Source organism: Candidatus Binatia bacterium (assembly GCA_026415395.1).
In the GTDB taxonomy this organism is placed as follows: Bacteria; Desulfobacterota; Binatia; order HRBIN30; family HRBIN30; genus HRBIN30.
On sequence record JAOAHD010000010.1, the window covers coordinates 199,982 to 219,275 of the forward strand.

At 58.8% G+C, this 19,294-nt stretch carries 15 protein-coding genes; 7 read left to right on the forward strand and 8 right to left on the reverse strand.

Annotation, left to right across the window (positions count from 1 at the left end):
• Positions 1 to 43: 43 nt before the first annotated feature.
• The 7 genes from N3C12_11135 to N3C12_11165 form a co-directional block, all read right to left on the reverse strand.
• On the reverse strand, positions 44 to 1,501 hold the full coding sequence (locus N3C12_11135) for an NADH-quinone oxidoreductase subunit N (GenBank protein MCX8072991.1): 1,458 nt from the start codon (positions 1,499 to 1,501) through the stop codon (positions 44 to 46).
• Positions 1,498 to 3,048 carry an NADH-quinone oxidoreductase subunit M gene (locus tag N3C12_11140; protein ID MCX8072992.1) on the reverse strand — a complete coding sequence of 517 codons (1,551 nt, stop codon included), beginning with the start codon at positions 3,046 to 3,048 and terminating at the stop codon, positions 1,498 to 1,500. Before N3C12_11140 ends, N3C12_11135 begins: the two co-directional genes overlap by 4 nt.
• A gap of 17 nt (positions 3,049 to 3,065) precedes the next feature.
• The gene (nuoL, locus tag N3C12_11145) at positions 3,066 to 5,009 is read right to left on the reverse strand and encodes an NADH-quinone oxidoreductase subunit L (GenBank protein MCX8072993.1); all 1,944 of its coding nucleotides are present in this window, start codon (positions 5,007 to 5,009) and stop codon (positions 3,066 to 3,068) included.
• A 4-nt stretch (positions 5,010 to 5,013) separates the two neighbouring features.
• Positions 5,014 to 5,322, reverse strand: a complete 309-nt coding sequence (gene nuoK, locus N3C12_11150; GenBank protein ID MCX8072994.1) for an NADH-quinone oxidoreductase subunit NuoK — start codon at positions 5,320 to 5,322, stop codon at positions 5,014 to 5,016.
• Positions 5,319 to 5,828 carry an NADH-quinone oxidoreductase subunit J gene (locus tag N3C12_11155; protein ID MCX8072995.1) on the reverse strand — a complete coding sequence of 170 codons (510 nt, stop codon included), beginning with the start codon at positions 5,826 to 5,828 and terminating at the stop codon, positions 5,319 to 5,321. The genes nuoK and N3C12_11155 overlap by 4 nt, the downstream gene beginning before the upstream one ends.
• Before the next feature lie 4 nt (positions 5,829 to 5,832).
• The gene (locus tag N3C12_11160) at positions 5,833 to 6,924 is read right to left on the reverse strand and encodes an NADH-quinone oxidoreductase subunit H (protein ID MCX8072996.1); all 1,092 of its coding nucleotides are present in this window, start codon (positions 6,922 to 6,924) and stop codon (positions 5,833 to 5,835) included.
• An 80-nt stretch (positions 6,925 to 7,004) separates the two neighbouring features.
• Entirely contained in the window at positions 7,005 to 7,358 is a 354-nt protein-coding gene (locus tag N3C12_11165) for an NADH-quinone oxidoreductase subunit A (protein MCX8072997.1), read from the reverse strand.
• A 501-nt stretch (positions 7,359 to 7,859) separates the two neighbouring features.
• Here N3C12_11165 and N3C12_11170 point away from each other — a divergent pair.
• From N3C12_11170 to N3C12_11185, 4 genes are all read left to right on the forward strand, one after another.
• Positions 7,860 to 8,714, forward strand: a complete 855-nt coding sequence (locus N3C12_11170; GenBank protein MCX8072998.1) for a zinc metalloprotease HtpX — start codon at positions 7,860 to 7,862, stop codon at positions 8,712 to 8,714.
• A gap of 36 nt (positions 8,715 to 8,750) precedes the next feature.
• Positions 8,751 to 9,191 (forward strand): DUF1844 domain-containing protein, encoded by a 441-nt coding sequence (locus tag N3C12_11175; protein MCX8072999.1) that lies wholly within the window; start codon positions 8,751 to 8,753, stop codon positions 9,189 to 9,191.
• Between the two features lie 86 nt (positions 9,192 to 9,277).
• Complete coding sequence (locus N3C12_11180; protein MCX8073000.1) at positions 9,278 to 10,780, forward strand: DegQ family serine endoprotease; 1,503 nt, start codon at positions 9,278 to 9,280, stop codon at positions 10,778 to 10,780.
• A gap of 53 nt (positions 10,781 to 10,833) precedes the next feature.
• Positions 10,834 to 13,137 carry a PBP1A family penicillin-binding protein gene (locus tag N3C12_11185; GenBank protein MCX8073001.1) on the forward strand — a complete coding sequence of 768 codons (2,304 nt, stop codon included), beginning with the start codon at positions 10,834 to 10,836 and terminating at the stop codon, positions 13,135 to 13,137.
• A gap of 37 nt (positions 13,138 to 13,174) precedes the next feature.
• On the opposite strand, the gene N3C12_11190 is transcribed toward N3C12_11185, so the two are convergent.
• A complete protein-coding gene (locus N3C12_11190; GenBank protein MCX8073002.1) occupies positions 13,175 to 15,178 on the reverse strand; it encodes a protein meaA in 2,004 nt (667 codons plus the stop codon).
• 334 nt (positions 15,179 to 15,512) lie between these two features.
• On the opposite strand from N3C12_11190, the gene N3C12_11195 reads away from it, so the two are divergent.
• The 3 genes from N3C12_11195 to N3C12_11205 form a co-directional block, all read left to right on the forward strand.
• Positions 15,513 to 16,820, forward strand: coding sequence for a 3-hydroxyacyl-CoA dehydrogenase family protein (locus N3C12_11195; protein ID MCX8073003.1), 1,308 nt, complete (start codon positions 15,513 to 15,515; stop codon positions 16,818 to 16,820).
• An 85-nt stretch (positions 16,821 to 16,905) separates the two neighbouring features.
• On the forward strand, positions 16,906 to 18,138 hold the full coding sequence (locus N3C12_11200; GenBank protein ID MCX8073004.1) for an acetyl-CoA acetyltransferase: 1,233 nt from the start codon (positions 16,906 to 16,908) through the stop codon (positions 18,136 to 18,138).
• 115 nt (positions 18,139 to 18,253) lie between these two features.
• Positions 18,254 to 19,294, forward strand: a 1,041-nt coding sequence (locus N3C12_11205; protein MCX8073005.1) for an NAD-dependent malic enzyme, incomplete at its 3' end; no start/stop codon positions are given.

Here is a 19,294-nt window from a genome sequence, read left to right on the forward strand (position 1 = left end):
GCTTGCACTCAACACTGCGCAACTGCGAGGCGCTTCCCACGCATCAAATCAGCGACTCCACTGAGCGTCGGGCAATCTCGAACCAGGGCGTTGGAAACAACCCTAGGAGAAACGTTCCACCCAGCGTCGCGAGCAGCGCTGCGAAGAGATACGGACGTGCGGTCGGCGCTTCCACTTCGGTAACCCCTTCAGCCATATACATCTTCACGAGCACACCGACATAGTAGTACACGGACACGAGGCTATTCACGACCGCAATCACGGTGAGCCACACGTAGCCAGCCTCGAGGGCAGCGCTGAACAAATAAAATTTGCCCATGAAGCCGGCCAACGGCGGTACACCGGCCAGCGACAGCATGAAAACCGTCATGGCAAAACCCAAGAACGGACGCCGCAGGGCCACGCCAGCCCAGTGGTCGAGGTCCTCGTTCGGTTGTCCGCGGCGCCCGAGTGCAATCACAACTGCAAAAGCCCCGAGCGTCATCAGCGTGTACACGGTCAGGTAAAACAACACCGCTGCCGCTCCACTCTTGCCTCCCGCTACCAACCCCACCAACAGGTACCCTGCGTGCGCAATGCTCGAGTAAGCGAGCAACCGCTTGATGTTGCGTTGCACCAGCGCGCTGACATTTCCCACAGTCATGGTGAGAACAGCGAGCACCCACACCGCGTTTTGCCAGTCTCCCGCCAACGGGCCAAGGCTATCCACAAACACACGAACAAAGGCCGCAAACGCCGCCGCCTTGATGCCCGCTGCCATAAAGGCGGTGATCGCCGTTGGAGCACCTTCGTAAACATCCGGGGCCCAGCTATGAAACGGTGCCGCCGCCACCTTGAACCCGAAGCCAACCAACAACAGCGCGGCACCAGCGGTCAAGAGTAGGCGTTGGTCGGCTGAGCCCTTGGCGGCAACTTCTGCAATTCGAGGCAGGAGCGTCTCCCCCGAAGCACCGAACAAGAAGGCAATTCCCAGGAGCAAAAACCCCGAAGCGAATGCGCCAAGAACGAAATACTTCAGCGCTGCCTCGTTTGAGCGGACTTGCGTGCGCCAGATTCCAGCCAACGCATACGCGGCAATGGACATCACCTCGAGCCCGAGAAAGATCACGACGAGGTCGAGGGAGACGGCCATGAGAACCATCCCCACAGTCGAGAACAAAATCAATGTGTAATAGTCGCCACAGCGGATGTCGGTGGTCTCCAGGTAGTTCATCGACAAGAGCAGCGTGAGGCCAGAGCCAAGACAGAACAGGACGGTAAAAAATAAACCGTACCGGTCCAACGCAAGCACACCCGCCAGCGTCGTTTCGCTCTGGTTCCATAATGGAACTGCGCACAGCACGGCACACGCCAGGCCGACGAGACCGATCCAGCCTAAGACGTCGTAGTCGGGGCCTTCGGTGAAGAAGTCCGCAATCAGCACGGCGACAGCCGTTGCTGTGATCACCAGCAGCGGCAGCAACGGGAGCAGAGCCACATCGGGAAACACCAAGGAGTTCATCGCAAGCTCCCTTGCTGCGCTACACAAACCGCTTCCTCCCCACAGGCGGCTGAAGCGGCTCTGACTCTTGACTCCACCCGTTCCAAGGTTACCCGCACCGCCGGCTCCATTCGCTCTAGCAACGGCTTAGGGTACAGGCCCATGAAAAAGAACAGCGCCACCAGAGGAACAAACATGGCAATCTCACGCGCGGACAAGTCCGAGAGGGCCTTGTTCTTCGGGTTCGTCATTGGGCCAAACATCACTCGCTGAAACATCCACAACAGGTACACCGCCCCCAGCACCACACCAGTGGTTCCCAAAACGGCCGCCCAAGGGAAGCGACCAAATGCCCCCAACAGAATGAGGAACTCACCCACAAAGCCGTTCAACCCGGGCAGCCCCACGGAAGACAACATCACCACCAAGAAAAGAGCGCCATAAATAGGTAGCCTCGCCCACAGCCCACCGAATTCCGCAATGAGCCGTGTGTGTCGGCGCTCGTAAATAACCCCCACCGCGAGAAAGAGGCCGCCCGTCGAGAGCCCATGATTCAGCATCTGGTACAGGCTACCTTGAACTCCCTGCAGATTCAGCGCAGCCATGCCTAGCATGACGAAACCCAAGTGACTGACCGACGAATACGCCACCAAGCGCTTCAGGTCCGGCTGCACCATACACACAAGTGCCCCGTAGATAATTCCAATCACTGCCAAGGCAGCAATCACCGGCATCGCCTGCACGGCCACTTCTGGGAACAGTGGGATCGCGAAGCGAAGAAATCCGTAGGTACCCATTTTGAGTAAGATCGCGGCTAAAATAACCGACCCACCCGTTGGCGCTTCCGTATGCGCATCCGGAAGCCAGGTATGGAGTGGAAACATTGGAACCTTAATGGCAAACGCCAGGGCAAACGCAGCGAACAACAACTTTTGCGCCTCGAGGGGAAGTTGCAGCTGTAGGAGATGTTCCCAGGCAAAACTGTATTGACCCACTTGCTGCTGATGAGCGATCGACAAGTAGATAATCGCGACCAGCATCAGCAAGCTTCCGGCCATTGTGTAGAGGACGAGCTTGATCGCCGCATAAATACGCCGTTCCCCTCCCCAAATGCCAATAAGGAAGTACATGGGGATGAGCATGAGTTCCCAGAAGACGTAAAACAGGAACAGGTCGGTTGCGACGAGCGCTCCCAACATGCCGGTTTCCATGACCAGCAGGAGAATCAGGTATTCCTTCACGCGCTTGTGCACATCCCACGCCTGCAAAAATACGATTGGCATGAGAAAAGTGGTCAGCACCACCAAGAACAAGCTAATCCCGTCGACGCCTAACATGTAGTGAATCCCAAATGCGGGGATCCAAGCGGCCTGTTCCGTCCACTGAAGCTCACCACGCGCAGGATCGAACCCGAGCAACAAGCCGACGGCAAGCATCAGTGGGATCAACGAGAAAACCAAAGCACCCCGGCGCAAGGCCTGCACCTGCTCCTGCGGAACCCACAGCAGCATGAAGGCCGCAAGCAGCGGCGTAAACACAATCAACGATAACAACGGAAGTGTGTCCATCGTGGTCTCGCGCGCCGTTAGCCCATACCGAGAAAATACCCGAGTAACAGCAGCGTTCCGATCAAGAGCGAGAGAGCGTAGTGCTGCACATTTCCCGTTTGCCAACGCCGCAGCCAACGCCCCGTCGCTTCGGCTGCCTCCCCCGCACCGTTGACCGCACCATCGACGACGGCGACATCGAATTGCCGCCACAAGATGTGGGCAAGCTGTACGACCGGACGTACAAAGAGCGCCTCGTAAATTTCGTCGACATAATATTTGTTCCAGAGGAGCCGGTACACAGACCGGAAGTTGGCAGCAAGCCGCTCTGGCAGGTGAGGAGCCCGCACGTAAAACTGATGGGACAGCACAATCCCAACCACCGCTGCACCGATAGAGGCACCCATTAACGCCAACTCCTCCCCCACGCTCGAGTGGTGGCTCGTGTGCGCCGCACTGCCGAGCACCGGCGACAAGAAGGCACTAAATCGATCTCCCCAAGCGAGAAACTCCGGAAGACCAATGTACCCACTTGCAACCGACAGCACCGCCAGGACGATCAACGGAATCGTCATCGTCGGTGGAGACTCGTGCAAATGTTCTCGCGTACGCGCATCGGCACGACACTCGCCCCAAAAGACCAAGAAGAAGAGGCGGAACATGTAAAAAGCCGTGAGCCCGGCACCCATCAGCGCCAACACCCACAACGCGGGCGCCGCCGCAAAGGCACGCGCAAGGATCATGTCCTTACTGAAAAATCCCGAAAGCCCCGGCAATCCCGCAATGGCGAGCGTTCCGACTAAGAAAGTCGCATAAGTCACCGGCATATAACGGCGCAGCCCACCCATGTTCCGAATGTCTTGCTCGCCGCCCATGCCGTGGATGACGCTTCCACTCCCCAAGAACAGTAACGCTTTGAAGAACGCATGGGTCACCAAGTGGAAAATCCCGGCGGAAAAGGCTCCCACCCCAACGGCGAGGAACATGTATCCGAGCTGGCTAATCGTGGAGTAGGCTAGGACCTTCTTGATATCCGTCTGTACCAAACCGATCGTCGCCGCAAACACCGCAGTTAGTGCGCCAATCACAGCCACGACCTCCATGGAAATCGGCGCGAGCTCGTACAACATGTGCAGTCTCGCAATCATGTATACGCCCGCCGTCACCATGGTGGCCGCGTGAATCAGGGCACTGACCGGCGTCGGACCCGCCATCGCGTCCGGCAACCAAACATACAAGGGCAACTGCGCCGACTTCCCGGTGGCTCCGACAAACAACAAGAGAGTCACCGCCGTGACCACCGCTGGCGATAAGTGCGCAGCACGCTCCGCCAGTTGCGCAAACGAGAGTGCATGGGAGCCGGGACCCAAGTGCCAGAACAACAAGAAGATCCCGATCAAAAACGCAGCGTCACCCACGCGATTGACGATAAACGCCTTCTTTCCGGCGCTGGCATTCGCGTCGTTGTCGTACCAGAATCCAATGAGCAAGTAAGAGCACAGGCCCACACCTTCCCAACCAACGAACAGCAGCAAGAGGTTGTCGGCCATAACCAACAGAAGCATGGCCACGGTGAACAAGTTCAGGTACGCGAAATACCGCGCGTAACCGGGGTCCCCGTGCATGTAACCGACCGAATAAACGTGGATCAAGAAGCCCACTCCGGTGACGACGAGGATCATCACTGCAGTCAGCGCATCCACGCGCAACGCAAACGGGACCTGCAGCGCACCGACCGGTAGCCACGTCCACAAGACTTGCTCCAAAACCAGTCCTGCCGGGCCAGACCAAATCCGGCCAAACGCCACGCAGGCGGCAAGAAACGCCAACCCGACAACAGTTGGGCCCACGACACTCACCGCTTTGTCGCCCAGACGGCGCCCAAAGAAGAGGTGAAACAGCACCCCGAGTGCCGGCAGTGCGGGGACCCACCACAGAAAGGTCACACTTTCCACGACAGCGCTCGCCGCAACCTCGTGCATCCTGTCACCACCGGAGCAAGTTGATCTCGTCGGCGTTCACGGTTTCCCGGTTGCGGAAAACCGCCAAGATGATCGCCAAACCCACCGCTGCCTCGGCCGCTGCAACCGTCATGACAAAAAACACCATGACCTGCCCGTCCATCGCCTGCTGCTGCCGTGCAAACGCCACGAAAATGAGGTTCACGGCGTTGAGCATCAGTTCGATGGACATGAACATGATGATGAGGTTGCGGCGTACCAACACTCCCAGCGCCCCGATCGTAAAAAGGAGCGCAGCCAGTACGATGTACCAAGACGCCGGAACAACCGTCATCGCTGGATTTTCCTCGCCAACACGACGGCACCCATCACCGCTACCAGCAGAAGTACGGACGTGACCTCGAACGCCAGTGCGTGCCGGGTGAACAACCTTTCCGCCACTGCCTCAACAGAACCGAAGCTCACTGCCACGGCGCGCTCTACTCCGGGACCAGGCATGGCCGGGAGGCCCCGCAGCGCTACCGCCCCCATGAGCAGGACGAAGACTGTGGAGAATACCGCGGCGATGGTTTTCTGTCCCGGACGTGCCTGCTCGATCGGCTCATGCTGGAGATTGAGCAGCATGATCACGAACAAGAACAACACCATGATGGCCCCCGCATAAACGATCACCTGCAATGCGGCGATCATGCGGGCGTCGAGCAAGAAGAAAAATGCGGCCAAAAAGAACAAGGCCACAACCAACGACAAGGCTGAGCGCACAGGGCTTCGTGCCAAAACGACGCCCAAACTGAAGGCTACCAACGGAACCGCAAGTAAGAAAAAGACTAGCGGGCTCACAGCATCACCCCCGCACCCAAAGCAGCACCAAGGCCGTCACCACAAGGTTGAGAAGCCCCACCGGGAGCATGACTTTCCAACCGAACCACATGAGCTGGTCGTAGCGGAGTCGCGGCATTGTCCATCGGACCAACACTTGAAGCGCGCAAAAGACGAACACTTTGACCATGTAAGCCCCAACCTGCAGGAGCACGACCAACAGATGAGGCAACTCAATCGTCACTCCCCCTGGGAACAGGAAGCCTTCGGTAGACAAGAACGGGACCTGCCATCCGCCAAAGAAAAAGGTGGTCACCACGGCGGAGACCACGGCAATCTCCACAAAGTCAGTCATAAAAAACATCAGGTATTTGATGCCCGAATATTCCGTAAAATAGCCGCTGACAATTTCCGACTCGCCCTCCGGTAAATCGAAGGGAGCTCGCTTCGTCTCGGCAATGCCGGCAATGAGCAACAACAGGAAGGCCACCGGCTGATACAAAATTCCCCAAGCCGGCAGCCACCCGCCAATCATGTGCCCCTGGCTGCGTACAATCTCCTGGAAGTCCAACGACCCGAAGGTGAGCACTACGGCCACCACAGCTAGGCCCATCGCCAGCTCGTAAGAAATCATTTGCGCCGAGCCGCGAATCCCACCAAGCAAAGACAGGCGATTGTTCGATGCCCACCCACCGAGAACCACGCCGTACACGCCCAGCGAGGTCATCGCCAGCAAGAACAACACGCCGACATCCACCTCCACCGCTTGCAGGTTCACCACCAGCTCCCCGACGTGGAGCCGATCACCAAACGGCACAACGGCAAAAGCGACAATCGCCGGAAACAAGCTGACACAGGGTGCAAGCGTGTGCAGTAAGCGGTCCACACCCCGCGGGATCACATCCTCCTTGGTCAGGAACTTGATCGGGTCAGCAAGCAAGGTGTTCACCAAGCCAGCCCCAGCAAAACCAAAAATCGCTGCTCGGTTGGCCCCGATCCGATCTTGAATCAGAGCACTACCCTTGCGCTCCACCCAGCCGAGAATACCGGCAAGATTCAGGACCATCCCGATAACCACCAGCGCTTTGATGGCCGACACCAACACCACGACCAACACGACCCACCCCTACTCGACGACACTCCTGCGGGACGCAACCCGTTCCTGCCAGCCGGCGCCTGCAAGCAACTGGCGACCCCTCAATCCCACTCCAGCGCTCCCTTTTGCCAGACGTAAAGCAACCCGACGCCGAGCACCAGTAAAAACACCATCATTTCCGCAAAACCGAACCATCCCAGCCGATCGAAAAGGACCGCCCACGGATACAGAAACACCACCTCGACATCGAAGACGATGAAGATGATGGCGGTCATGTAGAACTTCACCGGAAAGCGCCCCCATGCGCTGCCACTCGGTGGGTTTCCACACTCGAACGCTTCCCCTTTGGCCGGCGCCTCGGTGCGAGGGCCCAGGAGGCGACCGAGACTCACCATGATCGCCACCAGTCCGCCGACAAGAACAAACGTCACGAGCACCGAAATGGACTGCTCCATCTCTCTATACCACCTAGCCTTTGCCCGAGTGCAGAGGTTCCCCGTTGTTGGGGGACCCACCCAGGCCAGTGCGCGCGCAAGCACTAGGGAAAGCCCCGCTTTCAGTCAAGCCAAGGCGAATTTCTCGCCCGGAAGAAAAAACTTACCGCGCTCAGCAACGTTACTAATCGAGCCGCGAACGTACCCGCGCCCAGCAAGCGAACGCCCTCGGCCTCACCACTCAAAACGCCCAGTTGTGCCACCAACGCCTAGGCCAAAGGATCCGATTGAAAGAATTCTTTGCCACCGCCACCACCGAACAAATTTTGCAGATGGGGCTGGCAGCTTCGCGACCTCCTACGCACACCGCGAGAGACTTGCGCCGTAAGCGCAGCCGAACGAACCAACAGCTTGCGTTTTCTCAGAAAGCTGCAAACATTCTCGGCGTCTCACACTTGACGGGAAAAACGGTGAATCTATCGAACAGCAGAAGCGTCGGACGCCGGCGCGGAGGTTAGGGTTATGGCAAACTCGATCAAAACAACGCTTCTCTTGGGCCTACTCACGGGATTGATCCTCTGGTTCGGGCAGTTGTTTGGCGGATCTCATGGAATGGTTGTGGCCTTCCTGTTTGCCGTACTGATGAACTTCGGCAGCTACTGGTTCTCGGACAAAATCGTGTTGGCCATGTACCGTGCTCGCCCAGTCTCGGAGGCCGAGGCACCTGAACTATACCGGATGGTGCACAACTTGGCCATGAAGGCCGGCATCCCCATGCCGCGCGTTTACATCATCCCGTCGGAGGCGGCCAACGCCTTTGCCACTGGCCGCAACCCCAGCCACGCGGCAGTAGCCGTAACCGAAGGAATTTTGCGCATCATGAACATGGAGGAGCTGGAAGGGGTTCTTGCCCATGAGTTGAGCCACGTCAAAAACCGGGACATTTTGATTAGCTCCATCGCCGCCACCCTGGCCGGTGCGCTCATGCTGATGGCGGACATGTTGCGCTGGGGAGCCATGCTCGGCGCTGCATCGCGCGAGCGCGATGACCATGCCGGCGGCGTGGTTGGCTTGATTGCCCTGTCCATTGTCGCTCCCCTGGCCGCCATGCTGATTCAACTTGCGATCTCGCGAGCGCGGGAGTTCGAAGCCGACGCCAGTGCGGCACGGATTCTGGGCACTGGCGAGCCACTGGCGCGGGCACTCGAAAAATTAGAATTCGCCGCCCAGCGCTACCCATTGCCGGCCTCGGCACAAACGGCGCACTTATTTATCGTGAATCCGCTCCGCGGCGACGTCTTCGCTCGACTATTCAGCACGCACCCGCCAGTGGAAGAACGCATTCGCCGCTTGCGCTCGATGGAATGGCTGCGCTGAGGATCGGGTATCCGCACGCGCGTTGTGCTGACGACGATGGAGAGCGAGAAAGAAGGGCAAACCGAACGTAGCTTTAAAGTGGAAGATCGGCGGCGCTTCACAGCCACCGGTGATCCTCGTCCGGAAGCAGAAGGGACGCAACCTTATCAAGCTTCAGGCCAAGCTTCGGAAGAAGCGCGGTCGGTGGGAACCGCAGAGGCAGCGTTTCGGATGGAGGCGCCACCGCCCCCACCCTCAATCACCTTTGCCACGTTTATTCTGAGCCTGAGTACACAAGCTCTCGCCCACCTTGGCGAGATTCCGGACCCGGTGACGCGTGAGGTAAAAGCCGACCTGGCTGCGGCAAGCCAGATGATCGACATCCTCGCGATGCTAGAGCAGAAAACCCGCGGCAATCTCGACCAGCACGAGGCACAACTCCTGCGCGGCATTTTGTACGACTTGCGTTTGCGGTACGTCGAGAAAGCCAAAGCTTAGTCGGCGTAGGAGCGTCGGCGAGTTGAGGCGCACACGCGTCGCGAGGGTTGGGACAACAAGCTAACGGATGAGGAGGCTCATGAGCCATGGTTCGTTTTGACCGCCTAAAGGCGGGCGCTTTTTTGTTCAGTTTACTTCTCTTCTCCCTCAGCGCTGTCAGAACGGGAGCTATTAGCTTCTGGGGAGAGAGCGCCACCCCGACCCCGACGGCGCCTGGGGAACAAGTCCCGCAAGTGATCGCCCCGACAACCAATGCAACGCCGTGTGTTCCCGATTTTTCTGAACTTGCCGAGCGACTGAGTCCGGCGGTGGTGAATATTTCCACCACATCCACGGCCCCTACTGAGGGACGAAGCCAGATCTTCCCCGGTCCGTTCGGCCGCGGTCCGGAAGAGTTTTTTGAGCCATTTGAAAGGTTTTTCGGTCCCCCACGCCAATTCCGCCAACGGAGCTTAGGGTCAGGCTTCATCATCAATCATGAGGGCTTCATTCTTACGAACAACCATGTCGTGGAAAACGCAGACCAAATCATGGTCCGGCTGTCGAACGAGCAAGAGTACAAGGCGCGGCTGATCGGGCGTGATCCCAAGACCGACATTGCGGTGATCAAAATCGACAACGTTCCCAACCTTACCGTCGTGACGATGGGCAATTCGGATGAGCTCAAGGTGGGTGAGTGGGTGTTAGCCATCGGCAACCCCTTTGGCTTAGATCACACCGTCACTGCCGGGATCGTTTCAGCAAAAGGCCGTTACCTCGGCCAAGGGAGTTACGATCAGTTCATTCAAACTGACGCCGCAATCAACCCAGGCAATTCCGGCGGCCCACTGATCAACACTCGCGGGGAAGTCGTCGGGATCAACACGGCGATTTTTTCCCGCAGCGGCGGGAATATCGGTATTGGCTTTGCCATCCCAATTAACCTGGCCAAAGAACTCCTGCCAGAGCTAGAAGCCAAGGGCAAAGTCACCCGCGGTTGGCTCGGTGTCCTCATCCAAAGGGTGACACCGGATATTGCGGATTCCCTCGGTTTGGCGAAACCGGAAGGTGCCTTGGTAGCCGACGTCGTTCAAGACAGCCCAGCGGCAGAGGCAGGGATCAAGGTTGGCGACGTTATCGTCGAGTTTGATGGGCATACGATCAAGGAGTCCAACGAGCTTCCCTTGCTCGTAGCCCGCACGCCGGTCGGGAAAACAGCCAAAGTCAAGGTGCTGCGCGACGGGAAGCCAGTGGTCGTCGAAGTCAAAATCGGCGAGCTGAAAGAAGAAGAGCCGGCCGGCGAACCCTCAGGGGGGAGCGAGCAAGAGTTAGGTATAACGGTGCAGCCACTGACGCCGGAGATTGCGGAATCGCTCGGGTTGAGCCGCGATCTCAAAGGTATGGTGGTTGCCCGTGTGGAGCCAGGGAGCCCAGCAGATGAGGCCGGTTTGCGGCGAGGAGATGTGATCCTCGAAGTCAACCGCGAACCAGTGAAGGACCTCTCCTCCTACCGGAAGGCGCTGAAATTAGCTGCGAACAAGAAAACCGTACTGCTTTTGGTGCGTCGCGGCGAGAATACGATTTTCATCGCCATCAAGAGAGAAACCTAACCCAACGCACGACCTGGTTCCTGCTCATCAGGGCAGGAACCAGGTAACAGCTCATGTGGCGCAGGGTTGCCTGGCTCACGTTCCTCTTTTCCGCCGTTTCAGCGACTGGCCTGGTCGTTATTGGCTGGCTCTACCTCCAGCGGTTGCGTACCGATCTTTCAGTCCGCTTTCGCAACCATACCTGGCGCATCGCCTCGAAGGTTTATGCGGATTCCTACCTCGTGTACCCTGGAATCGATGTTGTCGCCGCAGGCTTGCGTGATCGCCTGTTCGAACTCGGATACGAAGAGCACGACGAGCCGCCAGACCGGCCCGGATTCTTCTGCATTAGCCCGGCGGATACTTGGCTCATTTATCAGCGCGCCTTCCCACCGTGGCGTCCGAACGGCGCCCTGATTCGGCTCGAACTCAGCGGCTCTCGGCTACAACGAATCGTTCACGCAACGACTGGGGAAGAACTCCCAACCCTCGAGCTGGAGCCCGCGCTCCTTTCTGGCCTCTACGCAGAGGAATGGGAGGAGCGGCGCATCGTCAGCGTGGAAGAAGTTCCGCCACTGTTGGTTCAGGCCATCCTCGATACGGAGGATCGACGCTTCTTCGAACACCGCGGAATCGACGTTTACGGCATTCTCCGTGCGCTTTGGGCTAATTTGCGGGCCCAGCGCGTGGTGGAAGGGGGCAGCACGCTGACCCAGCAGCTCATGAAAAATTTCTTCCTCGATGACGAGCGTACCCTTCGCCGCAAGTTGCAAGAGGCGATGATGGCATTCCTCATCGAGCGGGAATTCTCGAAAGAAGAAATCCTCGAAAACTACCTCAATGAGATCTACCTGGGGCAACGAGGAGCGCAAGCGATCCACGGCGTGTGGGAGGCTAGCCAGTTTTACTTTGGCAAAACACCTCGCGAGCTCACCGTGGCCGAGATCGCGATGATTGCTGGCCTCATCCGGGGGCCGAATCTGTACTCCCCGCACCGCGACCCGGACCGCGCACTGCGGCGCCGTAACCACGTGCTCGGGCGCATGCTGCGGGCAGGCCACATTGACGAGCAAACCTACCAAAAGGCTGTTGCCGAACCGCTACGAACTGCGCCCTACGTCCTGCGCACGCGCGACGCCCCGTATTTCTCCGACTTTGTGCGCCGCCAATTAGCGGAACTCTATCCTCCCGACATTCTATTCAACGAGGGACTCCGGGTGTTTACCACCTTGGACCTGCACCTCCAGCGCTTAGCCGAGGAGGCAGTCGCGCAAGGTTTAACGCGTCTGGAATACGCACACCGGCGCTTGCGAGCAGCCGCTGAGGAAGGCGATGCACTCCAGGCATGCCTGTTGGCCATCCAACCGCAAACGGGTTTTATCCGTGCCATGGTCGGTGGGCGCGACTATCGTTCCAGCCAGTTCAATCGTTGCACCCAAGCGCTGAGGCAGCCGGGCTCCGTATTCAAACCGATCATTTACGCGGCTGCGCTGCGGGTCACTCGCCAAGATCCAGAGCCGCTTCTGCCCACAACTCAAATTGACGACACTCCGTTCACCTGGACTTACGATGGTAGAACCTGGACCCCCTCCAATTACGAGCGGCGATACCTGGGAGTGGTCACCATGCGCACCGCGCTCGAACAATCGCTGAACGCAGCCACCGCTCGGTTAGCCTTCCAGGTAGGACTGCCAGAAATCATTACCACGGCTCGTGACTTGGGGATCTCGTCGCCGCTTCCCCCTTACCCTGCAGTGGTACTCGGAGCAGCGGAAGTTAGTCCGTTCGAGATTGCCCAAGCTTACTCCGTGTTCGCCAATGGCGGCGTGCGCACCCGCCCGTTGGCACTTCGGCGAGTCAGCGACCGAAGCGGTGTCCCACTGGAGCGTTCCATGATTGAGGTCGAGTCCGTGCTGCCTCCCGATACAGCGTTTCTTGTCACCCACATGCTCACCGGCGTCCTCGACCGCGGCACGGCCGCCAGCGCCCGGCGCCTCGGCTTCCGCGGCATTGCCGCAGGCAAAACTGGCACAACCAACGATTACCAAGATGCCTGGTTTGTCGGTTACACTCCGGAGTTGCTCACCGTCGTGTGGGTTGGCTTCGATAGCCAGCGCCCTGTGGGTCTGTCCGGAGCGCGGGCCGCGCTTCCCATTTGGGTGGAATTTATGAAACAAGCCACCGCCGGCTTACCCGCGAGCGACTTTATTCCTCCACCGAACGTTCGCTTGGTCCGAATCGACCCAGAGTCCGGTGCCCTGGCGACGGAAGATTGCCCTGAGGTGGTCGTCGAAGCCTTTTACGCAGACCACGTGCCGCTTCATCCCTGCCCCCTCCACGGCAACAACGCCACCGCGCCGCCGGCCCAAGAGGAGTAACCGAGACTCAGCATTGCCCTTTCCGACAGCTAATGCCTCACGCCGGGCCAGGAGCCGAGGGCGCGGCCTCCTCCGTGAGTTGCCCACGCACTTGTTCGACCGTGGATACAATGTCCTCCACAATCTGCGTCAGCGTGGCCTGCCCTGGCGTATAAATCCTCGCGACGCCGGCACGCCGCAACGCCTCATGATCTTGCTCCGGAATGATTCCGCCCACAAACACGGGAACATCCGTGAGTCCCTTCTGCCGCAACAGCTCGACCACTCGAGGCACGAGTGTCAGATGCGAGCCCGAATGGATCGACAGTCCTACCGCGTCCACATCCTCCTGGAGCGCGGACTCAGCGATTTGCTCCGGTGTGAGCCGGATCCCCTCGTAAATCACTTCCATGCCGGCTTCCTTGGCTCGCACCGCGATCTGCTCCGCGCCATTGGAGTGTCCGTCCAAACCCGGTTTCGCCACCAACAGTCGCAAAGGATGCCCCAGTCGCTGCGCGACGCGCTGCGTGTGCGCCCGCAGCGCCGCTAGACGCTCCCCGTCGGTTGCAAACGTCACCCCCTGTAAACCGGTCGGCGCACGGTACTCACCAAACACCTTGCGTAGGGTGGCCGCCCACTCTCCGGTAGTTACTCCTGCATGCGCTGCCCGGATCGACACCGGCATGATGTTTTGTCCGGTTCGGGCCGCCTCTTCCAAGGCCCTGAGCGCAGCTTCAACCTCGGCAGCGTTCCGCTTCGACCGAAACGCACGCAGCCGCTCGATTTGGCGCCGTTCTGCCTCTGGATCGACCACCAGAATGGCACTCGCGCCTCCCCCTTCTAACAACGGCGATGGTTCGTGCTCGGTGAACTTATTGACGCCAACGACAACAATTTCTCCCGACTCGATTTTCCGTTGCCGCTCGGCGTGGCTAGCAACCAACGCCCGCTTCATGGTCTCGATGGCAACGTTCGGGTCGCCGATTGCCAAAACCCGGTCCAGCTCTGCCTGCGCGGCTTCCATGAGTTGCTGGACCTTTTCCTCAATCACTCTCGACCCGGCGAAAATATCCTCACGGTATTCCAGCAAGTCGGTCTCGTAGGCGAGGACCTGCTGAATCCGCAGCGACCACTGCTGGTCCCACGGCCTGGGCAACCCGAGCGCCTCGTTCCACGCCGGCAACTGAATCGAACGGGCACGAGCTTCTTTCGAGAGGGTCACGGCCAACATCTCTAGGACAATCCGCTGCACGTTGTTTTCAGGTTGCTGAGCTGTGAGGCCGAGGGAATTGACTTGCACACCGTAACGGAAACGCCGCTTGGCGGGATCCTCCACTCCATAGCGCTCGCGGGTCAGCCGATCCCACATCCGCGTGAACGCCTTGAGCTTGCACATTTCCTCGATGAAGCGGATGCCTGCGTTTACGAAAAACGACATGGCACCAATGACATCGGGCATCGACACACCCGGGCGCTGCCGCACCCGGTCTAACACCGCGCAGGCGTTGGCCAGCGTGAATGCGATTTCCTGCACCGGCGTGGCCCCTGCCTCCTGCAAGTGGTAGCTGCAGACGTTCATCGGGTTCCACTTTGGAATGTGCTGTACCGTGTACTCGATCACGTCCACCGTCAGCCGCAGCGAGGGCTCGGGCGGGAAGGCATACGTACCACGGGCCAGAAACTCTTTGAGGATGTCATTTTGAGTGGTTCCCCGCAGGGTGTGCGGGTCAGCCCCTTGGCGCTCGGCCACCGCAACGTACAAGGCCAACAGCCAAGCAGCCGTGGCGTTAATCGTCATCGAGGTGTTCATCTTTGCCAGCGGGATCTGGTCGAAGAGGAGCTCCATGTCCTCGATGTGGCAAATGGGCACGCCTACCTTTCCCACCTCCCCAGAGGCCATCGGATGGTCGGAGTCGTAACCAGTCTGGGTCGGCAAATCGAAGGCGATGCTCAAACCTGTCTGCCCTTTGGCTAAATTCCGCCGGAACAATTCATTGGCAGCCCGCGGGTCGGTATGCCCGGCGTAGGTTCGCATCAACCAAGGTTCGTCGCGCTGAGTCATGGCGTGCACCTTATCAAGCGCACCATCAACGTGGCAAGAAAGGCTGGCCTGCCAGAGTGAAGGTCTCACGGCAGCTAGTTTCGGTTCGTGAGGTGCTCGTTTGCGCCGGCATCGTCCCACTGCCACTCCAAATTCAATGAACCAACGGCGGCGAGTCTGCTTGCAAACGGCCGTACCGTTGCGCCACCCATGTTCGCGAAGGCGGTGGCTCCCCCAAGTCGCCTAGAAGCAAGCTGCGGGCGAACCCCGCTGACTCGCTGCCTGACCTTGTCATGAAACAGCAAACATGCGACTAAGTGCGAGTTTTTAACTCTACCCCCGGGGGATCGTGAGGATGATACCGATTCACAAAGTGGTTGTTCTCGGAGCAAACGGAACCATGGGCGCCGGCAGTGGCGAAGTGTTCGCTGCCGGTGGCTGCGACGTTGTATTTCTGGCCCGCACGATCGAAAAGGCACACGAAGGGCTGGTCGCGGCGCAAAACATGGCCAAATCTGTGCGGATTGCAGATCGGATTTCGCTCGGCACCTACGACCAGGACCTCGAAGAAGCCGTGAGTAAGGCCGACCTAATTTTCGAGGCGCTAGCCGAAGACATGGAACTGAAAAAGTCGTTTTTCACCAAGGTCGACAAATATCGCCGCCCGGATTCCATCGTCGCTACCGTGTCTTCCGGGCTCTCCATCGCGGAGATGGCACTCGGCCGGAGCGAAAGCTTCCGGCGCAACTTCCTCGGCATTCACCTATTCAACCCACCCAGCGTCATTGTCGGTACCGAGGTGATTCCCCACCAGGAGACCGACCCTCAGCTTGTGCGGGAGATTGTGCAAGTGCTCGAACGGCGCTTTGGGCGCGTAGCCATCGTGGCAGCTGACAAACCGGCGTTCGCTGGCAATCGCGTGGGCTTTAAGGTGCTTAACGAAGTAGCGCAACTCGCCGAAGAGCACGGCGTGGCGTTCATGGATTACCTGATCGGCCCGTACACAGGTCGCGCGATGGCACCCTTGGCCACTGTGGACCTCGTCGGGTGGGACGTTCACAAAGCCATCGTCGACAATGTGTACGCTCATACCAAGGACGAGGCACACGATGCCTTCCGCCTGCCGGGGTACATGGAGGAGCTCATTGCCCGTGGCCACCTGGGGAACAAGACACCGCAATTCGGCGGCTTCTACCGGCGCGTTAAGGAAGGCAATCAAACGGTGCAGTTGGTGCTCGACCCCAAGACCGGCGCTTACAAGGATTTGCGCGACGCTGGTGTTCGGAAACTTCCGTGGCTCGAAAAAATTCGCGATTTGCACCACGTAGGGCGCTACCGCGAAGCCCTGCGACAATTCGTCGCGGCAGAGGGCCCGGAGGCCGACCTAGCCCGCAAGGTGGTGTTCGGGTACATCAGCTATGCATTGAACCGAGTGGGCGAGCAAGAAGTTGTCCGCGAGGTTCGCGACATCGACCGCATCATGGGCTTCGGCTTCAACTGGGCCCCGCCTTCTGTGCTCATCGACACCTTCGGGCCAGAAGAGACCATCCGCCAACTCGAGCGCTATAAACTCCCAGTGCCACCGGTGCTGCGGTCGGCCAAACCGGGCCAAAAGTTTTTCCGCGAGCCAAACGTCAACATTGGGCGTTTTTTTGCAGCCTAGCTCCCTGGCCTCGACCTCTGGTTGCACCAACGAAGGCTTCAATGATACGTTCGTCCGACACCGCAATCACACCCTAGGAGGATTCATGGCAGCTCCCGTATACATTTTGGGCGGATACCAGACCGACTTTGCACGGAATTGGAAAAAGGAAAACAAGCACATAGTGGCGATGATCCGCGAAGCCGTCGAGGGCGGGCTCGAAGCAACTGGCATCGATCCGAACGAGGTCCAAGTCGGTCACGTCGGCAACTTTGCGGCCGAGCTTTACGCCATGCAGGGGCACCTGGGAGCCTTTCTTGTGGATGTCGACCCGGCTTTTTCCGGGCTGCCAACCGCGCGGCATGAAGCGGCTTGCGCTTCCGGAAGCATTGCCATCCTGGCAGCATCGGCCGAAATCGAGGCTGGCCGGTACGACCTCGCCTTGGTTGTCGGTGTCGAACAAATGAAAACCGTGGATCCCGCAAAAGGTGGCGAGTTTCTCGGTACCGCGGCGTGGTACGAGAGAGAGGCGAAAGGCATCGAGTTCCCGTTCCCGAAGCTCTTCGGGCGCCTGGGGGATGAGTACGACCGCCGTTATGGCCTCAAAGATGAACACCTCGCCCACATCTCAGCGATCAACTACTCGAACGCCAAGCGCAACCCGTTGGCTCAAACCCGCACCTGGTACATGACCGAGGATCACGCGCGCTCGGTTGACAAGTTCAACACCGTCATTGGTGGGCGCATCAAAATTTCCGACTGCTCCCAGGTGACTGACGGAGCGGTGTCGCTTTTCCTCGCGTCGGAGAAGGCCGCTGCCGCTTATGCTAAAAAGCGCGGCATTGCCCTCGAAAGCATCCCGCGAATTCTCGGATGGGGTCATCGTACCGCGCCCATCGAGTTCGACACAAAGATCGCCGAGAGCAAAAACAATCCCTACGTGCTCCCGCACACCCGGCAAGCCATCTTGGATGCGTTCCGGCGTGCAGGAATCCCCGATGTGTGGTCGGTACAAGCCATCGAAACACACGACTGCTTCACAACCTCCGAGTACATGGCAATCGACCATTTTGGGATCACCAAACCGGGCGAGTCATGGAAAGCAATCGAGGACGGCACGATCGAAATGGGTGGAAAACTCCCAATTAACCCAAGCGGCGGGCTGATTGGCTGCGGCCATCCTGTAGGTGCTACAGGTGTGCGCCAAGTGCTCGACGCGTTCAAGCAAGTCACTGGTCAGTGCGGCGACTATCAAGTGGAAAATGCACGGCGTGTCGCCACCCTCAATATCGGCGGCAGCGGTACTACCAGCGTATCCTTTGTGGTCGGTTTTGCTTAATCCCACATTGGGCGGCACGGCTACAATTTATTGCCACCGATGGGTTTTCTCGGCGTGCGAGCGCGTGAAGGCGTAAGCAGCCGAGGGGCCAGCCGAATCACCGTTGAACCCAGATATGAGTGAGGACTTCGGGAGTCAATCAGTTTCTTTGCACGGTAAATTGCACGGCAAGGTCGAGGTGCGGAGCAAGGTTCCCTTGCAAAACCGGCTTGACCTTAGTCTCGCCTACACTCCGGGGGTTGCACAAGTTTGCTTAGAAATTGCTCGCAATCCTGAACTGGTGCACGAGCTCACGGTGAAGCACAACACCGTGGCCGTGGTGTCCGACGGCTCCGCCATTTTGGGGCTCGGGAATTTGGGCGCCGCCGCCGCTATCCCGGTCATGGAAGGAAAAGCGGTGCTCTTCAAGGAGTTCGCCAATATTGACGCTTTTCCCATTTGCTTGGACACACAGGATACGGACGAAATCGTACGAACCGTACGGATCCTTGCCCCTGTGTTCGGCGGGATCAACCTCGAGGATATTGCCGCCCCTCGCTGCTTCGAGGTGGAGGCAAGGTTGCAGGATCTCGGCATCCCCGTGTTTCACGACGACCAACACGGCACTGCGATCGTCGTGCTGGCTGCGCTCATCAATGCGCTGAAAGTCACACGCAAGGATTTGTCGCAGTGCACGATCGTCTTTAGCGGTAGCGGTGCATCAGCAATCGCTTGTGCCAAGTTGATCCGCAGCTTTGCAGAACTCGGCGTCTTTCCAGCGCCCGGCGACGTGCTGCTGTGCGACTCGAAAGGCATTGTCCACCGCGGTCGCAGCGATTTAAACCCATACAAGCAAGAGCTGCTGGAGTGGGCCAACCGTTCGAATCGCAGTGGAAACTTGGCTGACGCCTTGCGGGGAGCGGATGTTTTCATCGGACTGTCGCAGGCAGGGTTGGTGAGCCCGGAAATGGTGCAGTCCATGAATCCCGAGCCCATTGTGTTTGCCATGGCAAACCCAGTGCCGGAGATCATGCCCGACCTTGCCCGCGCCGCTGGCGCCGTGGTCGTGGGGACAGGACGCAGCGACTTCCCCAACCAAATCAATAACGTGCTCGCTTTTCCTGGAGTCTTTCGCGGCGCGCTCGACGCCAAAGCCAAAGTCATCAACGAGGAAATG